Source organism: Lyngbya sp. CCAP 1446/10, assembly GCF_026130175.1.
GTDB lineage: Bacteria > Cyanobacteriota > Cyanobacteriia > Cyanobacteriales > Microcoleaceae > Microcoleus.
In genome coordinates, this window is the sequence record NZ_JAIGNI010000034.1 from 1 (window position 1) to 20,832 (window position 20,832).

Here is a 20,832-nt window from a genome sequence, read left to right on the forward strand (position 1 = left end):
AGAGTTATCAAAAAACCCGTTTCAAAATTTAAATCTAAAAAAGTTAAACACAGAGGTACTGGCATAAAAATGAATCCTCCTGTTTTTGTAATTTTAAATCCTCCCAAGCCTTAAGTAAACCGTATTGAAATATGGGATGATTCCAGAGTTTATCGGGCGGGTGCCGGTGGCTGCGGTTTTAGATCCGCTGGATGAGGCGACGCTGATGGCGATTTTGACTGAGCCGCGCAATGCTTTGGTGAAGCAGTACCAAAAGCTGCTAAAGATGGATAGTGTGCAGTTGGATTTTGAGTCGGATGCAATTCGGGCGATCGCCCAGGAAGCCTACCGCCGCAAAACTGGAGCGCGGGCGCTGCGGGGAATTGTCGAAGAGTTGATGTTGGATGTGATGTACGAGTTGCCGTCGCGCAAGGATGTGACGCGGTGTACGATTACTAAGGAAATGGTCGAGAAGCGATCGACTGCCGAATTGTTAGTCCTTCCGTCTTCGCTACCAAAACCAGAATCTGCCTAAAAGCATCGGTTTTCAGGATAGCAATTTTACCATACAAAATTGTAAAAGTCCTGATCATCAAATTTTCGGACGGGCAAGATGCACATTCCACAAGAAAAAAAGTTTTTGTGCGATGGGAATCCTGCCCGTCTTAATTATTTTTGCCAGAAATCAATGGAATCTCGCATTCAAGCATACCTGCGCTTTGCCGCCAGCCAGCAGCGCGACACCGAGCGCATCGGGCCCTTCCTCGCTACCTTCAGCCCCCACAGCGCCAACCCTTATCTCAACTATGCGATTCCCGAAGACGGTGCCGCACCCTCCCTCGCCGATGTCAACGCGCTAATCGCTGCATACTCTGGGCGTGGGCGACAGCCACGTTTGGAATATTTCACGAAACTAGCGCCCGCTGTCGAAGAAGCCCTGATATCCGCCGGTTTCACCGTTGAGGGACGCTTACCGCTGATGATTTGCACTCCGGGCTCGGAGAAAATGCTTCCCATTCCGCCCGAAATCGAGCTAATTCTGCCAGTTTCCGATGACGAACTTTTGGGTACTGTGGCTGCACAAAATGAGGCTTACGGAGAGGCTGCACCCACCGCTGAAGATGTTGACAGTCTTCGGCAAAGTCTGGCGGCGGGTGGCATTGCGGTACTCGCCCGCGTCGCAGCAACGGGCGAACCTGCTGGCGCTGGAGTCTGCACGCCCCCGAAAAATCAAACGACGGAAATCGCGGGAATTGGTGTGCGCCCTTCTTTTCGGCGGCGGGGTGTCGCAGGGGCTTTGACGGCGCGGTTGTTGCGAGAGGCTTTTGATGCGGGTGTTGAGGTGGCTTTTTTGATGACGCTACAGGAGGAGGAATTTCGAGTTTACACTAGGGCGGGATTGTCGGCGATTGGCGAAATCTTGCACATTTCGCTGCCGCCCCAGTAGAAATTTACCAACCCATAAAATCATCCCCATCAACCTCAGCAGATAACTCAGGAAAATCCGGTTCAGATTCCAATCTAAAAGTTTCCGACTCCCAAATTTCTAAATCATCCGACAAATCGACTACTTGTCCCTCAAACATCTCAGCCCATTGTTTACTCGTATTCGCGACAGATTGAGCATCAGCCCGCACCGCTACAGCTTGAGTATTTAACTTATTCTGAGAGTCTGTAGAAATGTTTGTCTGCCGCAGCGGTTCAGAAACATTTGGTAGCTTGGTGGCGGTATTTTCAGGCGTCCAGGATGTTGTTTGCTCTGTTGCTCCGTTCCCCAAAAAATCATCGGAAATCTCAGAAGCCGCCGAGTTCTGCAAGTGTTGATTCGCATCAATAACAGAAGCAGAATTTCTAGGATTTTCGGCAACAAGTCCGTGAGAATTTGGTAAATCGCGGGAACTATTAATTTCAGCGGGATTTGTCACTCCCACTTTTACTGTGACTTGACGGTTGAAAACTTGCACAAAAGCTTCTTCAAGATTAGCTACTTTGTCTTTAACCATCTTGAGCAACGGCTGGGAACTAATCTTAACATAAGCACTATCATTGCTAAAAATTACTAGCTGTCCGTGTTGGCGGAGTAGCGATTGAGTCCCGTTGGGTCGCACGCGATCAAGTACCTGTTCCCACACTCTATCTAAATCAATTTCGCTACCTGAATTAGTTGGTGAATAATTTGTTGGATTCGTTTCAGCAGTTGGTATAGGTGCGGAAATCGGTGCGGCAGGTGTGCTTTCTGTGCGATCGGCAATAGGTTGCGAAGTTGGATGTTGATTTTGAGGTTTGGCTGCCGGAGGCTGTTCGATATCAGTTGTGGAACTCCCCCCCTTAGCAAGGGGGGGTTGGGGGGGGTGAATTTGGGATTGAGCAATATTTCTACCTGGTTCGGCTGTTGGTTGTGGCTGAGTTCTAATGGCTGAGGGCAATAATCCCAACAGGGTCACTTCCAGCCACAATCGCGGCTGAGTGGTGTTTTTAATTTGCACTTCGTGGGTTTGCAAGTGTTTTTGACCTGCTAAAATTAACTCGGCATCCCAATTGCGGGCAAAATTGCATAGTTTTTCCCAAGTCGCGGCTGTTAAAGCGACTAAATCTGAGCGTTTTGGTGCTGCTTTGGCTATGAGCAAATCTCGGTAAAAGCTGGCGAGACTTTGCAGCACGATTAGCGGTTCCCTGCCACGATCCATTAGGTGACGGGTCATGTCTATTAATGCTGTAGAGTCATCGTTTGCGATCGCTTGCAGCAGTTCCATTAAGTCGTTTTCGGGGACTGCGCCGACTAAATCCCAAACTTTTTCTACTGTTATTTGACCGGGAAATAAGCTGAGTTGGTCTAGCAAGCTTTCGGCGTCTCGCAGTCCTCCTTGAGCAATTTGACCAACCATTTGTATTGCATCGCTGGCAATGTTGATGTTTTCTAATTGGGCAATTTTGTGCAAGTGGGCGGTCATTGAGTCGAGGGGAATCCGGCGGAAGTCGAATTTTTGGCAGCGTGAGATGATGGTTGGTAAGACTCTTTGAGGGTCGGTTGTGGCGAGGACGAATACGACGCGATCTGGTGGTTCTTCTAAGGTTTTTAATAAGGCATTAAATGCCTGGTTGCTGAGCATATGAACTTCGTCGATTACATATACTTTATAGCGACACTGTACGGGGGCAAATTGCGCTCGTTCGATCAAGTCCCGGATGTTGTCTACTCCGGTGTTGCTGGCCGCGTCGATTTCGATGACATCTAGGGTGGAACCTCTGGCAATTTCTTGGCAAACGTTGCATTTGCCGCAGGGTGTTGGGGTGGGAACGCCGGTAGAAATACAGTTGAGGGATTTGGCGAAAATTCTGGCGCTGGAGGTTTTGCCGGTGCCTCTGGGGCCGGTAAATAGATATGCTGGTGCTATGCGCTGTTGCAGGATGGCGCTGGTTAGGGTTTGGGCGATCGCCTCTTGACCGACTAATTCGGCAAATGTCTGAGGGCGGTATTTGTGGTGGAGGGGTTCGTAGGTCACGATCGAATATTGGTGGTATTAGCTGTAATCTTAGCTAAGGACACGTTGTTCGATCGCAAAGAGAGTTCGACTCTCACAGCCAGCCGCCCGGTGGACTGGCAGGGCGGGAGCGATCGAACAGTAGCAATTAGCACCCCAGCGAGAGTCCGCCCCTCGATCGTCCGGGTGATGGGTTGTTCGGAGAGAAGTGTTTTTTGCGATCGATCGCAGAGTTACTATTAGTTTATGTGTATCTACTGTTCTTTTGCCTAGAAACGGAGCTCGCCGAACCAACATTTTTTTGACTTATATTGGTATAATCTATCACAGACAATTCACCATTTCTTTTTGCCAGTGCCAGCGCGGGATTTTCCGATATTTCGGGAACTTGCTTGCAGTTAAAGATCGAGTATTAATTAGAGGGTGCGTCTTCGAGTTGCAGAAATCCAGTTGTATCAAGATGGTGGTGGAATGATGTCAATGTTGGTCGATCGAGTTGCACTGCCAGCTCTACTCTGGAGTCCTGTATAAATATAGCGTCAAAATTTACCCTTTAAAAGCCCATGTCAACCCAAATCATCCTTGTAGAACCAAGGTTGGCAGTAGCCTCTCCCAAACCCAAACAGGCTAAACATTCCGGTTTAGCCTCAGATCAAATCTTGATGGGAGCGTCGGGATTACTGTTGTTATTGCTTGTCGGTTTAGCTGTGTTTAGCAAGCTAAAAATGGACAGTTTGAGCAAGAAACTAAACTTTGAGGAATTCAGAAATCGAGAACTCCAGAAAAAATACAAGATGGCTCTGGAAACTCTGTCAAAGATGGAGAAAAATCCCGACCTCATCCACTCGCGAGACTTTAATTTAGACTACCTGAGAATGCGGATGGCGGAAGAAGTTTTTCACTTTGCCATTGTGAACCAAATTAAAGTAAAAGTCAAAGATAAAATTAGTATTGCCCTGCGTCCGACTCAGAGTAGTGTAGGAGACAAAAGTGGGAATGCGGGCAGTGGCAGACAAGTGGATTCGATGTTTGATATCGAATACGAAACTGGCGATCCGGCAGTAAAAATAGAAAAGCGAGTGCTGTTTCGGATTCAAATTAAGCTGATGAAACTGCCGACTCAGGCAACATCGGCAACAATTAATCAAATTATTGACTGTTTGGAAACTTACCTTAGTCCTTCCGACGATCACGACAGTTGGCAGCCGACAATTCAAGGTCGCATCGTTCACATTGAGTGGGATCAAAAAGCAAAGCCAACGCCGATGTTGGTGCTGGAACAGTCAAATGAAGGGGTGAATGTCACCTTTAGGACTACTAGAGCGGCCGCGGGCAGACCAGGGAATGAAAATGATAGTGCGTTGGCCGCTGTTAAGGGTTCAAAAGTAACGAAAGGTACGACAAAGATGCCCGGTAAAAGTTCATCTAAGAGTTCTACAAAGACAGGGGTGAAGCGCCCTAGTTCCCGCAAATAAGTTGATGTTAATTAACGTTATTTGCCGGAAAGAACGCCGGTTGTGGCGGTTGTGGCTGTGTCTTGTGCGAGGTGGCCGTCTTCCATGTGAATAATGCGATCGGCTATATCTAAAATGCGGTTGTCGTGGGTGACAAGCAAAATGGTACAGTGCTGTAATGTGGCTAAACCTCGCATGATTTCTACCACATCTCGACCTGATTTGCTGTCTAGGGCTGCTGTGGGCTCGTCTGCTAATACCAATTTTGGCTGACTGACTAAAGCGCGGGCGATCGCAACTCTTTGTTTCTGTCCGCCAGAAAGACTGTCGGGGTAATAATCCATTCTGTCACCCAACCCTACAGCTTCCAACATTCCCTCTATTTTATCATTAGTTTCTTGCTCAGAAAGATGGTTGTGCAGTTCCAGAGACATTTGCACATTTTGCCGCGCTGTTAAACATTTCAGCAAATTATGAGCTTGGAAAATATAGCCGATGTCGCGGCGGACTTCTACTAATTTATTTTTCTTAGTTCCGCGCAATTCTTGGTCAAGAATTTTCAAGCTACCTTCTTGGATCGATCGCAAACCTCCAATCAAGGTTAACAATGTGGTTTTGCCAGACCCAGAAGGCCCAGTCATTAGCACAATTTCGCCCGGATCAATTTCGAGATTGATGTCAAATAATGTCTGCTTCTGAAGTTGTCCTTCGCCGAAGGAATGATTGAGATTTTTAATTGAAACAACTGGTTTAGCGTTCATAAATAATTGACGATCGCTCCTTGTTTTGGCATTATTTAGCGAGGAAGAGTCTCGAATGTTCGATCGCTCCCTATTCCTATCCTCAAAAAATGGAGCAACAGCCAAGGCTCAAATGAGATCCGGATCGATGCCCTGCGATCGCAAATAAGCCGCCAATCGCTCTTTTTGTTCTCGTTCGCGATCGGCGCGTTGAGTCTCAGCATCGGCGCGTTGAGTCTCAGCATCGGCGCGTTGAGTCTCGGCTTCAGCCCGCTCTCGTTCCTTTTCGGCGTGGAGGCTCTCCAGTCTAGCTCGCTCACTTCCCGTCAACAACAAATTTCCCTCGCGATCCCACCAGCGCAACCAATGTTGTGTCTGATTTTGATAGCTACCAGACCACACGCCCAACTCTATACCCATCAGGTCGATCGGGTAATGTCCGCGATCGTTCGGTTCCAAGCGGTGATATCTAGTATTTACGCAATTGTAGACTTCTAATTCATTGGTTTGGATCTTGTAAATAGCGTAGTAGGGAATTCTGATAATCCGCTCGTATACCCAAAACTTTCCCGGTTTCTGGTTTCCCCCGGATGGCAAAGCAGATAAAGGAGTATTGTCGAGTTCTTCTGAACCATCACCGCTAGCAAATTCGATCGCAATTAACGGCACCATATACTCGCGCCACAACACGTAGGAACGCCGATATTGCCCGTCTAAGCGGGGAGGCACGTTAGGGACGTAGAACCAGTCAGGTGCTTCGGCTCCGCGTTCGGGAGGCTCGGTTTCGCGCCAGTAGATGCCACAATCTTGCCCGATCGCATACTGTCCGTCGGGATGCAGGTTTTGCAGTGTAATTTCTAGGGAGTCGGTGAGCAGGATGCTCTGAGGATGTTCTTGAAAGTTCTTCACAAACGTGCCGTCAGATTCTGGGAGTTGCGTGTGATCGGGAAAGGCGGGAGGCAACGCTGTGGGGTTGAAGCTTTGGGTCATAGCGCAGAACCGAGGGAGAGTGCGATCGAGATGGATGCTCTCTTAATAGCATAGCGTTATAGCGTTAGAGCCATAATTACTTAGGCAGAACTTATTGATTAATTCCCTAAAAAATATCTGCTGGATCGGCCGCCTGCAACTTCCTAACTGCGATCGCCCCCGACACAGAACACATAACAACTGTCATTACAAACACAGTTACAGCCTTCCCTACAGTCATATACATCGGCAAACTCGTAGCACTTCTCCCTAAATTGTACAGCACTACAGAAATCCCAAATCCAGGCAAATAACCAAGAATTGCCAGAATCAAAGCTTCTTGAAACACCACGATCAAAAAGTAAAAATCCTTATATCCCATCGCCTTCAACGTCGCGTATTCCGGCAAATGATCGGTAACATCAGTATAAAGAATTTGATAAACAATCACTATCCCCACGATAAATCCCATTGCCGCGCCGAGAGTGAAAATAAATCCGATTGCTGTACCTTCTTCCCAATACTTTCTCTCAAAAGCTACAAACTCTTCCTTTGAAGCAATTCGCACATCTGACGGCAAAGTTGCCCTCATTTTTTCGACAACAGCCTTCACATCCGTTCCCGGCTGCAAGTGCACAATACCGATATCAATTAAACCTTTGGTTCTCCGCGTCGCAAAAATCCGCAGAAAGTTCAAATCGCTGGTGACAATATTTCCATCAGCACTGAAAGATGCCCCTAAAGTAAATAAACCATCTACCACAATGCGGCGGTTGTCAACTTCTGTTTCAACAGGTTTTCCCTGGTTGAAATATTCCACTACTGGCCCAAATTCCGGGCGGGAAGCTTGGTCAAATAAAACCACATCGGCAATTTTGATTTTGTCCAAATTATTTTGGATTTCCGGCATATCAAAAACCGGACGAGTCGGGTCAAAACCTATGACCATCAATTGGCGGGTTTTGCCCTCGTTTGGATCGGGATTTTTCCACAATCCAAAGCCTAGATATACCGGACTAATTTCTGTAACGCCGTTAAAACTCAAGGCTTGATACAAGCGACGCTGGGGAAAGCTTTTCATGGCTATTAAAGCCGTAGATTGGGTGCTGGTGAGGAAAATATCCCCTTTTAACTTCGCATGAAAGCTGACGGAACTTTCAAATAGTGCGTCTTTAAATCCAAACTGCATAAACATTAGTAAATCGGCAAAACCAATCCCGGCTAGCGCGATGACTAAGCGCATTTTTTCGCGGGTTAACTGTGCCCAAGCTAGCTGTATTTTTGCCATATCTAATTAAGGAAGAAGGAAGAAGGAAGAAGGAAGAAAAAAGGAGCAAGAAACAAACAAGCAAAAACAAGGGGGTTTGATTTAAAAATACTATTATTTAGATAGCTATTTTGACTTCAACCTGCAAGTTTGTCAGCTCAGAAACTTTTTTGCTCGATTCGGGGTCGAGGCGAATTCTTACTTCGATAACTCTAGCATCGGTGTCGGCGGCGGGATCTGTATTCAGGACATCTTTTTTGCCGATTAGTTTGCCGATTCTAGCGACTGTTCCTTCTAATGTGCCTACAAAAACTGAGCTGGTAACTGTGGCGCGCTGGCCGTTTCGCACTTTGGTGATGTCGGTTTCGTAAACTTCGGCTATGGCGTACATTTGATCGGTACGGCCTAGTTCTACGATGCCGTCTTGAGTATTGATGCGTTCTCCTTGTCGGGTGTTAACTTTGAGGATGGAACCGGATACGGGTGCTTTGACATAGCTTAAGTTTAAGTCTACTTGGGCTTTTTGTTTGGTGGCGATCGCACTTTCGACGGCGGCTTGGGCGGCTTGCACATCTTCGGGACGAATTTCGGCAATTTGGTCTAGATTTGCTTTGGCTTGATTGATTTGTTCTGCGCCGGTTTCTGCTTTTTGCTTGAGCATTGCTTCGGCTTGATTGATTTCTTCTCTGCCCGTTTCTATCTTTTGATTTAAAGTGGCTCTAGCTTGGTTAATTTCCTCCCTGCCTGTTTCTAATTTGCGTTTGAGATTGGCGCGGGATTGATTGATTTCCTGCTTGCCTGTTTCTACTTTTTGTTTGACTGTGGCTTGATTTTCAATTATTTCCTGTCGCAGTGTTTGTACGGTTTTTTCTAATATAGCTTCAGCTTCTTTAACTTTCTGGCGGCCTGTCTCTACTCCTAAGCGTTTGGTATCGTAGGCGGAAGCAGAGATTGCGCCTGTTTCGGAGAGTTCTTTATTACGTTGTTCTTCGGCTTGGGCGTTGGCTAATTCGGCTTTTAGTCGATCGACTGTAGCATTTTGAGAGGTAATTTCGCCACGCACTTGAGCTTCCAGCCTGGCAAGTTTAGCTTGCTGTACCTCTGTCTCTCGTTGCAGTTGTGCCTCAAATTTGGCAAGATTAGCTCGTTCGGCTTCGGTTTCTCGTTGTAGTTGAGCCTCAAATTTAGCGACGTTAGCTTGTGCAGCTTCGATGTCTCTTCGCATTTGAGCTTCTAAGCGGGCAACATTTGCTCCTTCGCCTTCGGTTTCTCTTTGACGTTGAACTTCAGACTTGGCAACTTCGGCTTTCCCGGCGCCGATTTGGCCTGTTTTTGCGCCTGCTTGAATTTTCGCTAATTCTGCTTGTTTGACTTTGACTTCTTTGTCAGCTTGTTGGAGGATTGCTTGGAGTCGATCGCGCGTATCGAGAACTGCTATGATTTGTCCTTGACTGACGCGATCGCCCTCTTCGACTTTCAACAGTTCAATTCTCGCGCCCTCCGACGCCGAAGGGGCAGACAATTTGATCACTTCCCCCTGCGGAGTCAACCTACCCAAAGCTGTGACGCTGTTGCGGGTGGAGGCAGTAGTTGCAGCAGCAGTTGCAGCCGCCGCCTTTAACTCTTCAGCTTTTCTGATTTGAGATACTTGCCAAAAACCGACTCCTGTGGTAAGGAGAGTAGCGGCGATCGCTAAACCGATGATTCCCGGCCCTGGGGGTTTAAAAAATGATTGATCCTTATCCCGTGATTCCTTGCCCATGACAGATGAGGTAGGTGATTTCCTGATTACATTTTTTCACACCCACTATGAAGTAGTGTAAACCGATTTCAGCTATTTAGGGAAATCAAACAGCACCTCAGTCATGTAATTTTCGGCCCAATCTTGACCGAAAGCTTTTTCGAGTACGCGGCGAGTTTTGTCGTTTTGCTGCTGCTGCGTACAGTAGTAAATTTGAGCGTCGAGAATTTTCGATGCTTCGGCGGCAGAAACTGGTTCGCAAGCCACTGCGAGTTTGCAGTGAATTTCCACGTAGGATTCAACTATGTCGATAAATCGGCTTTCTTCTTCCGGTGAATCTGGCCGCACAAACAGGCAAAATTCTGAGAAAATATCGCCCCATTCAGGAATTTGGCGGGGACAAGAAAATTGGTTAACCGGCAGAGTTTCCAGTTGGGTGCGATAGGTTTCCGACAAAGTTCGATCGGGATTAAGGGGAGAAAGGTCTGCGATCGCCGCGCTAACTTGACCTTTGCCTGCTACGATGTCTGTGCCGAACATCGGCAAAGCATAATTCGGTCTCGGAAACATCACGCAGTGCAGGATATCCAGCAGCGGCCCGACTTTAGCGAGTTCGAGGTGTATTTTGCGGAACTGGGGAGTTTGATAGCAGCGGTTTTCTATGATCAGTTTTTCTCCTTCCAAGCGCCCTTCTACGTATCCCAACTCAGCGGGGAGGTGGTAGGGTTCGAGGTCGAGGTACCGACGCCATACTGATTCTATCCGGTCTGCTAATTCGCGGATGAGAGGGTGCTGTTGCTCGCGCAGGGAAGACTGGGATATTTCTAACATTTCTATTTATCGGGCGATCGCTTAATAAAACTTGATTCTACGGTTGCAGGATGCAGTAAAAAAGGTAGATACTTTTAAGGATACCAGCAGAGCGACGTGCGATCGAGCAAGTTTTACAGAAAAATCTGCCCAAGATAGAAAGCCTTGCGACTTGAGTCTAGGTATTCCCAGCGGCACGGGGCAATAAATTGCCCTAAAAACCAGAGTAATAGGTAACATTTGCCGAAACTCTCCGCTAAAATGAATGCACTAGCGGTAATTCGCAGAGAAAAAGCCAAGTAGGTAAGCACGGAGATTTTGTATGTTTGGTCTGGGATTGCCCGAATTGGGCATTGTTGCGGTAGTCGCTATTCTAATTTTTGGGCCCAAAAAAATTCCTGAGTTGGGAAATGCTTTGGGCAAAACGCTGCGGAGTTTCAAGGAAGGGGTCGGTCAAGCTGATGATGAATCTACCCAAAAGGAGAAAGACAAAGAGGAAGAGCCAACTCTAGGAAAGTAATTTGCTGAACTTCCTGTAACAAGAAACAGCAATGCTTTAGTCATAGTATATGTAGAGAATGTTTCATTTGGCAGTGCCCATATTTTTAAATAATAGTGCGTTGGTAATCAGCCAGATAGCCTTCAAAAATACCCAGAGCGGTATCGTATTTCTGGCTAATTTTTGTTTTTGTTGTTTGCCGAAAGTCTCGTCGGTTGTTGGCAATATGCCATGCCCGTGTTTTTTGGCGAGGATTGGATAATTAATATTTTTTGGCGTTTTTTGAGGCTTTTCTTCCCGATTTTAGGTTGCCTAACTGTTTGTTTCGATGGATATACTGCAATTTCCCTAGCTTGATTTTCGCCTTTTTTAGGGAAACTGGCAGTTGTATTTTTTTACCGTCACTCCCGGCAGAGCAACGTGGATAATCCTAAGTCTATGCCCGTAGGTTCTGTAACGGGATGGTACAAAGGGGGGAGTTTTTAGGCTTTTACGGCAAAACTGACGTACCATTTATCTGCCGACCTACTGATTGTAAAGGTTTGAGAACAGCGGCAATCCCGATCGACAAAGCAGCACAGTCTGTTTTGAGGGTGGCTGTTTGAGCGATCGCGGCAGTCAAGTCCGGATGCTCCGATCTATTCTGGCAAATGCCTCCCGCGAGGGATGTCGCAGGCTGCAAAATCTGCAATTCGATAAATGGCGTACAGGAGAGATTTGATGGTAAAATAAAATTTGGTAACTCCCATCGGTGCCACAGTTTCGGAAAACGTCAGGAACCCCATAGCTAAAAGCTAGGGGCTTGAAAGAGCAATCTAACAAGCCATTCTGACCAGACCACCTAGCAATAGGTAGCCGTTATTTGAGTCACGACACCAGGCGAATGCGTAGCTAGTTCCCTGCTCTGTCATTTGCAGTTAAACAGTTCCAAGGTCACTGGAACAGTGCGGCAAGTCTAACAAGCTCTTATAACAGGTCGAAGCTAACATTACCCCAGAAATGGGAGTTCGGAGACAACCATATCTCCACAGAGGGGCAACCATACCCCTCTTTCCAGAAAGGGAATTTTCAAGGCGAGGGTCGTCGCAACCACGTTCCTCCCCATGTCTAAAGCCAGGGGCTTCCCGCTCGTTTTTTGGTGAAACTGGCCAGTCCATAGGGCTGTGCCTTCCGATGTAAAACCCAAAGTACGTTAACTGTAAACAGGCAATCTTTTTTGATTAAATACACTGCGCAGGAGAACTGACAAATGCTACAGCGCAAAATCTATCAACTCTGTTGTGATGGTCGTGAGGTTTCTATTTTTCTTCGAGATCAGCAACGTTGGATAGAGCGCGCTCGTATCCTAGATATTGAAGGGGATCTAGTCACGCTGCGCTACGAAACCGACGAAGAAGACGAAATTAGCTCCTGGGAAGAAATGGTGCGTCTAGAGAGTATTGGAGCTGTTTCCCAGAAGTTGGCTTCGGTGTCGAGAACTAACTGCGAACCCCTAGTTACTGACGATTGTCCCGAAGCCGAGCAAATTCGCAATCACTACCCGGACTCGAATTTAGAATAGTTTTGAGCTAGAGCTTGAGGCAAAAAGAATAGTTGGGGGAAAGGAAAACGACTTTTCTCCCTTTTTTGTGGATGAATTGGGCAAAAAACCCGGTTGAGGGGAAAAATCTACTGGATTGTCACCAATCAAGCTGGTTTTGTATTTAAATTTAAGCTCGATCGCAGGTTTTCCAGTCTGCGCCACCAGAACAGTCCCGGACGCAGAACCCAAATAGCGATGTTTGGGAATCAGGAGTGCGTTTACGCCGGGGAGGATCTCAATCGCCATCTATTTCCTCATCTAAGAAAAGTTCGGACTCCGGTATCGCTTCAAATACCGGACAGTAACCGTCGGGGGTAACTTTAAAGCCAAATAAAGCACTGGACTGGTTCCAACAGCGCTGGCCGCGGTAGTGCTGGCAATTGCCACAGCATTCCAGGTTAGCCTGAACGGCGCTGCCTTGAAACAGCAGTTCCCGCTGGGAGATGCCACGCAGTACGAGTTCTTCGCCTTGCCAGCGTGCTTCTACTAAACCTGTATCGGCAAAATTTGCCCACCGAGGATCGGCTGTAATCGGACTTGGCAAGCTAATTGCTACTTCTGTACCTAATTCGCTGAGTTCTCCTTCATAGTTAGTTTCGGGGATGGCGGGCTGCAAAAACATTTCCCCGATCGGCAATTCGACAACTGTTCCTACCGCCGGAGTGTGCAACTGGTAGCGGTTTCGCAGCTCGTCCAAGTTAGCCAAGTCAGCCAAATATGCAGGGGAACCGTGCACTAAAATTACGTGCTGGGGACGCAAATTGTGGATGAGCTGGGTAGTTCCCGGCCCGTCGCAGTGATCGGCTAGCAAATAAGTTTCAATGAGCCGAACTCCTGATTCGGCCCAATTGCCCAGCCATTCCCTGGTGGGATATCCAGGTTTGTGAGGTGCGAGTAAAATCCAAGGATTTGTGCGATCGGCAACGTACAAACCCAAATCAGCTATTTGGTCAGTAATCACAATACACGGCGTTTTGCCCAATTCGGCTCGCTGTTCGGCAGACAGCCGGCGCACGCGGGGTTTTACCCTTTCGTCCCAAAACAAAGGTTGGTGGAGAGCAAAATTTTGGACGGCGGTGGGAAAATGGGGCAGCAGTTCCAGATAAGCGTCGCAGCCGTCGGCGACAGTGCCGTCCACCCAAATATCCAAGTCGCGGCCGGTAAAGTAGTGGTGGCTGCGGAGTAGCATCAGCAATTCTTGACCTAAACCTAGGGCGGGCGCAGGTAGTAGTACCGAGTACCCGTCGGCGATCGCCCGGTGGATGCGATCGGCTAATTGATTTTCCAGTTGTCGGCGGTGAGGGTGGCGCGCCGTGCCGTAACTGCCTTCCAAAATTAACACGTCCGGCTTCATGCCCCGGAGTTCTCCCAGCGGCAAACCTTCCACCAAACGAGAATTCGACAGAAAAAAGTCGCCGGTGTAAACCAGGGTGTAGGTGCGGTGGGGGGCTTGATAAGTTAGGAGCACAGTCGCCGCTCCCGGCAAATGGCCCGACGGGAACAACTGCACGCTCAGTCCCCGGTGCAGTTCGATCCGCGACTGCCAGGGCAGTGCCTGACAGAAATGGGACTCCGGCTGCTGAGCCTGGGACGGCCAGTTGAGCGGTAGCAGTCGCGCTGTCACTTCGCTGGCGTAAATTGGCAACTGGGGGAAAGCTTGGTGGAGTGCTAGCAAACCTCTGGCGTGGTCGGAGTGGGCGTGGGTACACACCACGAAATCGGCTGGGGGCGATCGATCTAGTGTCGCTGACAGGGGTGCGACATCCTCTATACCGCAGTCGAGTAAAATGCGGTAGGGCCCCATTCGCACTAGCAGACAGACCCCTTCCTCTGCGTGGCCTGCGCCGTAAGGTAAACAATCGAGATCCATCACTGCGGTTAGCTCCCTGTGCAAGCGCGCAACTTGCAGTATCGCAACATCTAAATGTTGGCTGCGACTGCATTCATTCGATCGAGTTGAGTCTTGGACACAAAAACCAGGTTTGATGGACGACAAGACTTTGTTGCCGCCGTCGCTTCGGTAAAAAACCCGATCGCTCAAAATTCTGGTGCGTCTGCCCTGGACTTAAATTTTTCCTATCGGGCTCCGGTTCCCGTCGTGCAAGCAAAGTAACTGCACTTAAAATTTGATGCCCGGAGAGGAAAGCGATTTTCCGAAGGTATTGGCAGAAATGGGCATTCGGCCTTCGGCAAAGTTCATGCTAGTGGTTCTTGCATCAAAAGTTACATTTTATTGCACCTTGTAAGAGCAGCAAACTCGGTCTCATAAGCTGAGTTTTAAACCTTGTTCATAATTTGCGCCTACTAAAAGCTAGTCTTTTTTATGAGAAGATTTTAATTCAGTAGCCCAAAGATGTTGACAAAACCTTACAAATCTTTATCTATAGGGTGTTGAGCGCGGTTTATAGTCCAATAATCCAAACTTGGAGAACCAGACTCATGCTGACGAAGTGCTTTGATCACGAAGATAGCGGCTTTATGAGTTCGATCGGTTTCTTTGTAAAAGTTTGATACATTTTTCTAAGCAAACCTTGTGGCGATCCAGGAGACATATCTTGCAGTGTCGATCCCTTTTCTTGGGCTAACTCTCGAATTTTTAGCCTGACTCGCCCCATTGGTGCGCCCTCAATCTTCCAAAATCTCGACTAAATCTTCCATCGTCACGTCGAAAGCGCGGGCAATTTTGTAGACAGCAGACAAATCGACTGTGTTCAAAGTATCGCGCTGAACGTAGCTTCTGACAGTGTTGTAATTGACTCCGGATCGATCGGCAACTTGCTTTAGCGTCCAACCCTTTTGTTCAGCTAGTTCTCGAATCCGCAGTCTAACGTATCCCATGTTTTAACTTGACATTGATGCGTATGCAACATATAATATCTATGTACATTAAAAACGATCGCCCTCCTAGCCTCGAAAACTTAAGGGCGATCGCTTTTCTAGCCAACCCCGCTTTCGGCGGGGAAACATTACCCTATGATACCAACATCAAGGCCAAAATTAAACACTCATCCCTGGTGCATCGTGCGGCAACTGCCAAATATGCAGCGATTGGTAGTGGCGCGCTTCCATCGGCGTGGCGATGCTGACGGCTATATCCAGATTTTACGGCGGTTGTTGCCAAATACTAAACACGCGATCGTTTTTGATACGACAGGGGCCGAGAAATTGCCAGATGCTCGGACATCTGAGATAGAGCGAATACTTTAACGGATAAGTGCGATCGCCCTTTTGTGCTTGAATTGGTAAGCGATAAATCGTGAAGGGCGATCGGCTTTCTTGTCTTAATGCTAACCGAAAAGGCGATCGATCGACTTAGATTGGTAATTAGTAATAACGACAAAGTATTTAGTTGTGTCACCTGCTAATTTAGCAAAAACTAATTATAAAGGTAAGTATTGAACTTGATTAACTAAATCTTCGGGTTCGTTGGCTTTCCCAATTATTTCTAAGTCCCGGACGCATTCCCCAACGGTTACATATTGTTGATGCGCGTAAATAACTCCACTAAATTTTACTCCCTCTTGCTGGCGACGGTTGGCTATTACTAAAAAATCATCATCTTGGGTAAATATAACGCGATCGAGGTCAGTAGCGCGATCGAGTAAAATAGTGTCAGGCGTGCCAGTTCTGCCATCTTCTTGTACCGTGATAACGTCTATACCGCGCAACTTTAAACCATTTATAATTGCCCGGCGAACGTGTTCATCCATGTAAAGGGCTAGAGTCATTTAATTAGCCCCTGGGTGCGAAGTTTTTTAACCAAAGCAGATTCACCCGCTTCTTGACGTAATTTTTCAACATTCTCAAGTCGTCGCTGTATATCGGCGTCTAGTTCTGCTTTGTTATCCCAGTAGTAAGCTAAGGTAGAATAAATTTGACTCATGCTTAAATATGGGTGTTGAAATTTAATTTCTTCGGGACTCCAGCCAAAAGCAAGATGACCGGAAACTAATTCAATTACTTTCATGGTTGTTCCCGCAATGTAGGGAACGTTGTTTTCATTCAGTTCTATATACTTGTGTTGAGTAGCGGTCAAGTTCATATAGTTTGCCTCGTTACTGAATTCAGTAAAATTATAACAGATTATGGCTCATAATCCCCGTGCAGCTAACAGTTAGCCCTCAGCAGCTAACAAGATAAGCATTTTTTATATTGACGGCGCACAATTTGTTTATTATAATTACCAGGCCATAAATAGCAAAATTTTTACGCCTAACAATTTTCTCAAATAACAGGTAAACTATTCTAACGTTTGCGCGTACCGAACGCCGCAGGCATAACCTATATCTGTTAAGGATTCGTCCTAATTCTTAGGAGCGGGATTTTAAAATATGCATCTCAGCGAACTGACTCATCCAAACCAATTACACGGCCTCTCGATTCATCAACTTGAACAAATTGCCCGACAAATTCGAGAAAAGCATTTAGAAACAGTAGCTGCCAGTGGCGGACACCTAGGCCCCGGATTGGGTGTAGTCGAACTCACCTTAGCACTCTACCAAACACTCGACCTCGATCGCGACAAAGTTACCTGGGATGTCGGCCACCAAGCTTATCCGCACAAATTGATCACCGGCCGCTACAACAATTTTCACACTCTGCGCCAAAAAGACGGCGTTGCAGGCTATCTCAAGCGCTGCGAGAGCAAATTTGACCACTTCGGCGCCGGTCACGCCTCCACGAGCATTTCCGCAGCGCTGGGAATGGCTATGGCGCGCGACCTCAAGGGAGAAAACTTTAAAACTGTAGCAGTCATCGGCGACGGCGCATTGACAGGCGGCATGGCACTGGAAGCGATTAACCACGCGGGCCATATGCCGAAAACCAATTTGATGGTGGTGCTCAACGATAACGAGATGTCAATCTCGCCCAATGTCGGCGCAATTACCCGCTATTTGAACAAAATGCGACTCTCGCAGCCGGTGCAGTTTCTCAAAGATAACTTAGAGGAACAATTCAAACAGATTCCCTTTGTGGGCGAAACTTTTACCCCAGAAATGGAACGCCTCAAAGAAGGCATGAAACGGTTAGCAGTGTCCAAAGTTGGAGCCGTAATTGAAGAATTGGGCTTTACTTACATGGGCCCGGTTGATGGACACAATTTGGAAGAGTTAATTGCTACTTTCAAACAAGGTCATACTATCCAAGGCCCTGTGTTAGTTCACGTGGTGACAGTGAAGGGCAAAGGATATGCGATCGCCGAAAAAGACCAAGTAGGATATCACGCCCAAAATCCCTTTAACTTAGCCACCGGCAAAGGCATTCCATCCACCAAACCCAAGCCTCCAGCTTACTCGAAAGTCTTTGCCCACGCCCTAGTCAAACTAGCAGAAGATAATCCGAAAATTGTCGGCATTACCGCAGCAATGGCAACCGGAACTTGCCTAGATAAACTTCAGGAAAAACTGCCAAAACAGTACATTGATGTCGGGATTGCCGAACAGCACGCCGTCACTTTATCTGCTGGTTTAGCCTGCGAAGCAATGCGCCCGGTTGTAGTGATTTACTCGACATTTTTGCAGCGCGCCTACGACCAAATAATTCACGATGTCTGCATCCAAAACTTGCCAGTTTTCTTCTGTTTGGATCGAGCCGGAATTGTCGGTGCCGACGGCCCAACCCACCAAGGAATGTACGACATTTCCTTCTTGCGCTGTCTGCCAAACATGACAATTATGGCACCAAAAGACGAGGCTGAATTGCAGCGGATGGTAGTCACCGGAATCAACCACACCAGCGGCCCGATCGCGATGCGTTACCCGCGCGGTAACGGTTACGGCGTACCTCTGATGGAAGAAGGTTGGGAAGAATTGGCGATCGGCAAAGCTGAAATTCTCCGCAACGGCGACGATGTGCTGATATTAGGTTACGGTTCGATGGTTTATCCGGCAATGCAAACCGCCGAGATTTTGAGCGAACACGGCATCGAAGCAACAGTCATCAACGCGCGTTTTGTCAAGCCTTTGGACACTGAATTAATCTTGCCTTTAGCACAGAGAATCGGCAAAGTTGTCACAATGGAAGAAGGCTGTTTGATGGGCGGATTCGGTTCAGCAGTAGCCGAATCTTTGATGGATAATAATATCCTCGTACCACTGATGCGCTTGGGCGTACCTGATACATTGGTGGATCATGCAACGCCTGAACAATCATTTGCCAGTTTGGGATTAAATCCGTCGCAAATGTGCGATCGCATCTTAGCAACATTCAGCCGCAAACAATCACCCGTTAGCGTCTAATTAGCTATAATTGTAGGGTGGGCACTGCTCACCTTACTTCACCTTTACTGCACAAAAGGAGAATCAACCATGACTTATCTCAACCCAACTAGCAGAACTCCCCGGAGAAGATTGCACCCAAAACGCACACGTTCTTCAGAAGAAATAGCCCAATGGTATGCTGAAAGAGAAGCATTTTATCAGCGCTGCAAACCTATTTTCGATCGCCTAAAACCAGAATTGATTAAAACCCACTACAACTGGTACATGGCCGTTGAACCCGATAGCGGTGAATATTTTATCGACAAGGATGATATGCTAGTTGCAAACATAGCCCATGAAAAATACCCGAAAGTTAAATTGCACGTCTTTCGGATCAATGAAACTGGAGTTTGTGGCACGATATGATTGAAGGAAGATTTGGCGATCAGGACGAGCTATTTTTTGAAGTTGAATTGATTGCTGATAACGGCTTAGAATTACCTGTTGATGCCCTGCTAGATACAGGTTTTTCAGGCTGGTTAGCTATGAACGATCAAGATTTAGAGGGACTTGATTGGATATATGTGAAACAAGAAAAAATGCGAACAGCTAAAGGAGAATTTAATTTCGATCTTTATGCAGGAAAAGTGCGTCTTGAGGGTCAAGAGTTTGACATTCCCATTCACGTAGGTGCGGGAGTTCCCGAATTTTTAATCGGCCGCCAACTGTTGAAAAATCGGCGCTTGGTAGTTGATATTTCGGCGGGTGTTTTGACATTAGAAGTAAATTAATAGCAAGATGACTTTAAAAAGTTTTGATATAGTAATAGTAGGAGCAGGCCCCGCAGGCGGTCACTGCGCGAGAATATTAGCCAAATCCGGCCGCAAAGTCTTGCTTGCCGAACAAAACGACAATTTTAATAAAAACGACTTTTCCAGCGCCGCCACACCTTTAGAAACCCTCTCTCAATTCGATTTACCCGAATCAGTCATCGGCAGTTTTTGGCACAAACTTACTATTGAAACTAGCACAGTCAGTCAAACTTGGGAGTCTCCCGAAAACTTGGGAGTTGTGCTCAACTTTGCTAAATTTAGAGCATTTTTAGCCGAGGAAGTTGAGCGATTTGGCGGTGAAGTTTGGCTTGGTTGTCGCTACACCGAACATTCGCAAGTTAACGGCGAAACCGCAGTAGAGTTTAAACAGTTATCTGACGGTCAAATTATCAAAGTTAGCACGAAAGTCTTGGTTGATGCTACTGGCTTTGCTAGGGCGATTATGTATGCAAAAGAAAATGATAAGCCTGAGTTTTTGTCGGGAACCGGCATCGAATATTTAATTGAAGTAGAACCGGAAATTTACAATAAATATGCCAATGATTTAATCTTCTTTTTGGGCGATAAATGGATGCCTAAAGGTTATTCTTGGATATTTCCAATGGAACAAAATAGGCTGAAAGTTGGTGCGGGTCGCATTTTCTTGGATTCCAAAACAATTAAGCATTTGTCACCGCTGAAAAAATATATTGATTTGTTGATTGATGAATATTTGAAGTCTAAAAATTATACAATTATTGACAAACACGGTTCGACGCTTAAGTACAGTCGCGGTTTGCGGGATATTTATTATAAGGAGAATATAATTGCGATCGGCGATACTGTCTCAACAGTTAATTTTCTGGGCGGCGAGGGGATTAGACACGGGATGGATGGTGCCCAAATAGCCGGGAAATACATTGAAAAATATCTGGATGGGAAAATCTCAGATTTTGGAGATTATGAGACGGAAATGCACCGCAAGTTCGATAAGAAATGGCATATTTCGGAAAAGTTGGCGGTAAGAAAGTATATTGATGATGCTAATGATGAACTGACTGATAAAATGATTTCTTATTTGAAGTACATGAAAACTGAAGATGTGATGGATATTTTATTTGATTATAAATTTGAGAAGATTTCTAGGGGATTTGGCGGTTATTTGCGGCGGAAATTTCAGGTTTTGGTGCAGGGGCTGAGAAAGTCGCTGGGTTAGTGCGGGTTTTGTACCGAAATTGTCTGCTTTTGGTTGAGATTGCTAGCTTAACCCGCCCCTTGTATCTTGAATAAGGACAAA

General features: G+C 46.8%; 23 protein-coding genes and 1 pseudogene. 12 read left to right on the plus strand and 12 right to left on the minus strand.

Going from position 1 to position 20,832, the window contains the following annotated elements:
- Positions 1 to 121: 121 nt before the first annotated feature.
- Positions 122 to 514 (plus strand): annotated as a pseudogene (locus K4039_RS15495) (ATP-dependent Clp protease ATP-binding subunit ClpX); the annotation flags it as partial.
- A 153-nt stretch (positions 515 to 667) separates the two neighbouring features.
- Positions 668 to 1,426, plus strand: a complete 759-nt coding sequence (locus K4039_RS15500) for a GNAT family N-acetyltransferase (protein WP_265236290.1) — start codon at positions 668 to 670, stop codon at positions 1,424 to 1,426.
- A gap of 4 nt (positions 1,427 to 1,430) precedes the next feature.
- Here K4039_RS15500 and K4039_RS15505 read toward each other — a convergent pair whose 3' ends face one another.
- A complete protein-coding gene (locus K4039_RS15505) occupies positions 1,431 to 3,482 on the minus strand; it encodes a DNA polymerase III subunit gamma/tau (RefSeq protein WP_265236293.1) in 2,052 nt (683 codons plus the stop codon).
- A gap of 12 nt (positions 3,483 to 3,494) precedes the next feature.
- On the opposite strand from K4039_RS15505, the gene K4039_RS15510 reads away from it, so the two are divergent.
- Both K4039_RS15510 and K4039_RS15515 read left to right on the plus strand, forming a co-directional pair.
- Positions 3,495 to 3,704, plus strand: coding sequence for a hypothetical protein (locus K4039_RS15510; protein WP_265236295.1), 210 nt, complete (start codon positions 3,495 to 3,497; stop codon positions 3,702 to 3,704).
- A 320-nt stretch (positions 3,705 to 4,024) separates the two neighbouring features.
- Positions 4,025 to 4,936 (plus strand): hypothetical protein, encoded by a 912-nt coding sequence (locus K4039_RS15515; RefSeq protein ID WP_265236297.1) that lies wholly within the window; start codon positions 4,025 to 4,027, stop codon positions 4,934 to 4,936.
- Positions 4,937 to 4,953: 17 nt separating this feature from the next.
- On the opposite strand, the gene K4039_RS15520 is transcribed toward K4039_RS15515, so the two are convergent.
- From K4039_RS15520 to K4039_RS15540, 5 genes are all read right to left on the minus strand, one after another.
- Entirely contained in the window at positions 4,954 to 5,676 is a 723-nt protein-coding gene (locus K4039_RS15520) for a DevA family ABC transporter ATP-binding protein (protein WP_265236299.1), read from the minus strand.
- 108 nt (positions 5,677 to 5,784) lie between these two features.
- Positions 5,785 to 6,645: a Uma2 family endonuclease gene (locus K4039_RS15525; RefSeq protein WP_265236301.1), complete on the minus strand. Its 861-nt coding sequence runs from the start codon at positions 6,643 to 6,645 to the stop codon at positions 5,785 to 5,787.
- 106 nt (positions 6,646 to 6,751) lie between these two features.
- Positions 6,752 to 7,912 carry an ABC transporter permease DevC gene (devC, locus tag K4039_RS15530; RefSeq protein WP_265236303.1) on the minus strand — a complete coding sequence of 387 codons (1,161 nt, stop codon included), beginning with the start codon at positions 7,910 to 7,912 and terminating at the stop codon, positions 6,752 to 6,754.
- A 97-nt stretch (positions 7,913 to 8,009) separates the two neighbouring features.
- Positions 8,010 to 9,653 (minus strand): HlyD family efflux transporter periplasmic adaptor subunit, encoded by a 1,644-nt coding sequence (locus K4039_RS15535; protein WP_265236305.1) that lies wholly within the window; start codon positions 9,651 to 9,653, stop codon positions 8,010 to 8,012.
- A gap of 72 nt (positions 9,654 to 9,725) precedes the next feature.
- On the minus strand, positions 9,726 to 10,463 hold the full coding sequence (locus K4039_RS15540) for a phycocyanobilin:ferredoxin oxidoreductase (RefSeq protein WP_265236307.1): 738 nt from the start codon (positions 10,461 to 10,463) through the stop codon (positions 9,726 to 9,728).
- 43 nt (positions 10,464 to 10,506) lie between these two features.
- Between K4039_RS15540 and K4039_RS15545 the strand changes: the two genes are divergently transcribed.
- Positions 10,507 to 10,650, plus strand: coding sequence for a hypothetical protein (locus K4039_RS15545; RefSeq protein WP_265236309.1), 144 nt, complete (start codon positions 10,507 to 10,509; stop codon positions 10,648 to 10,650).
- Positions 10,651 to 10,764: 114 nt separating this feature from the next.
- Positions 10,765 to 10,962, plus strand: coding sequence for a twin-arginine translocase TatA/TatE family subunit (gene tatA, locus K4039_RS15550; RefSeq protein ID WP_265236311.1), 198 nt, complete (start codon positions 10,765 to 10,767; stop codon positions 10,960 to 10,962).
- A gap of 469 nt (positions 10,963 to 11,431) precedes the next feature.
- On the opposite strand, the gene K4039_RS15555 is transcribed toward tatA, so the two are convergent.
- Positions 11,432 to 11,563, minus strand: coding sequence for a hypothetical protein (locus tag K4039_RS15555; protein ID WP_265236313.1), 132 nt, complete (start codon positions 11,561 to 11,563; stop codon positions 11,432 to 11,434).
- A gap of 627 nt (positions 11,564 to 12,190) precedes the next feature.
- On the opposite strand from K4039_RS15555, the gene K4039_RS15560 reads away from it, so the two are divergent.
- Positions 12,191 to 12,502, plus strand: a complete 312-nt coding sequence (locus K4039_RS15560; RefSeq protein WP_265236321.1) for a DUF6679 family protein — start codon at positions 12,191 to 12,193, stop codon at positions 12,500 to 12,502.
- Here the strand turns inward: K4039_RS15560 and K4039_RS15565 are convergent.
- The 3 genes from K4039_RS15565 to K4039_RS15575 form a co-directional block, all read right to left on the minus strand.
- Complete coding sequence (locus tag K4039_RS15565) at positions 12,494 to 12,769, minus strand: hypothetical protein (protein WP_265236323.1); 276 nt, start codon at positions 12,767 to 12,769, stop codon at positions 12,494 to 12,496. The genes K4039_RS15560 and K4039_RS15565 overlap by 9 nt on opposite strands.
- Positions 12,759 to 14,393, minus strand: coding sequence for an MBL fold metallo-hydrolase (locus K4039_RS15570; protein WP_265236417.1), 1,635 nt, complete (start codon positions 14,391 to 14,393; stop codon positions 12,759 to 12,761). The genes K4039_RS15565 and K4039_RS15570 overlap by 11 nt, the downstream gene beginning before the upstream one ends.
- A gap of 755 nt (positions 14,394 to 15,148) precedes the next feature.
- A complete protein-coding gene (locus tag K4039_RS15575) occupies positions 15,149 to 15,361 on the minus strand; it encodes a helix-turn-helix transcriptional regulator (protein WP_236502947.1) in 213 nt (70 codons plus the stop codon).
- Positions 15,362 to 15,496: 135 nt separating this feature from the next.
- Here K4039_RS15575 and K4039_RS15580 point away from each other — a divergent pair, with 135 nt between their 5' ends.
- The gene (locus K4039_RS15580) at positions 15,497 to 15,730 is read left to right on the plus strand and encodes a hypothetical protein (RefSeq protein WP_265236331.1); all 234 of its coding nucleotides are present in this window, start codon (positions 15,497 to 15,499) and stop codon (positions 15,728 to 15,730) included.
- Positions 15,731 to 15,903: 173 nt separating this feature from the next.
- Here the strand turns inward: K4039_RS15580 and K4039_RS15585 are convergent, their stop codons facing one another.
- Both K4039_RS15585 and K4039_RS15590 read right to left on the minus strand, forming a co-directional pair.
- Entirely contained in the window at positions 15,904 to 16,251 is a 348-nt protein-coding gene (locus K4039_RS15585) for a DUF5615 family PIN-like protein (RefSeq protein WP_265236333.1), read from the minus strand.
- Entirely contained in the window at positions 16,248 to 16,565 is a 318-nt protein-coding gene (locus K4039_RS15590; protein WP_265236335.1) for a DUF433 domain-containing protein, read from the minus strand. Before K4039_RS15590 ends, K4039_RS15585 begins: the two co-directional genes overlap by 4 nt.
- Before the next feature lie 289 nt (positions 16,566 to 16,854).
- Between K4039_RS15590 and dxs the strand changes: the two genes are divergently transcribed.
- The 4 genes from dxs to K4039_RS15610 all read left to right on the plus strand — a co-directional run bounded on the left by dxs (position 16,855) and on the right by K4039_RS15610 (position 20,751).
- Complete coding sequence (gene dxs, locus K4039_RS15595) at positions 16,855 to 18,762, plus strand: 1-deoxy-D-xylulose-5-phosphate synthase (protein ID WP_265236337.1); 1,908 nt, start codon at positions 16,855 to 16,857, stop codon at positions 18,760 to 18,762.
- 69 nt (positions 18,763 to 18,831) lie between these two features.
- A complete protein-coding gene (locus K4039_RS15600; protein ID WP_265236340.1) occupies positions 18,832 to 19,149 on the plus strand; it encodes a hypothetical protein in 318 nt (105 codons plus the stop codon).
- Complete coding sequence (locus K4039_RS15605) at positions 19,146 to 19,514, plus strand: aspartyl protease (RefSeq protein WP_265236342.1); 369 nt, start codon at positions 19,146 to 19,148, stop codon at positions 19,512 to 19,514. The genes K4039_RS15600 and K4039_RS15605 overlap by 4 nt, the downstream gene beginning before the upstream one ends.
- 7 nt (positions 19,515 to 19,521) lie before the next feature.
- Complete coding sequence (locus K4039_RS15610; protein WP_265236343.1) at positions 19,522 to 20,751, plus strand: NAD(P)/FAD-dependent oxidoreductase; 1,230 nt, start codon at positions 19,522 to 19,524, stop codon at positions 20,749 to 20,751.
- Positions 20,752 to 20,832: the final 81 nt, after the last annotated feature.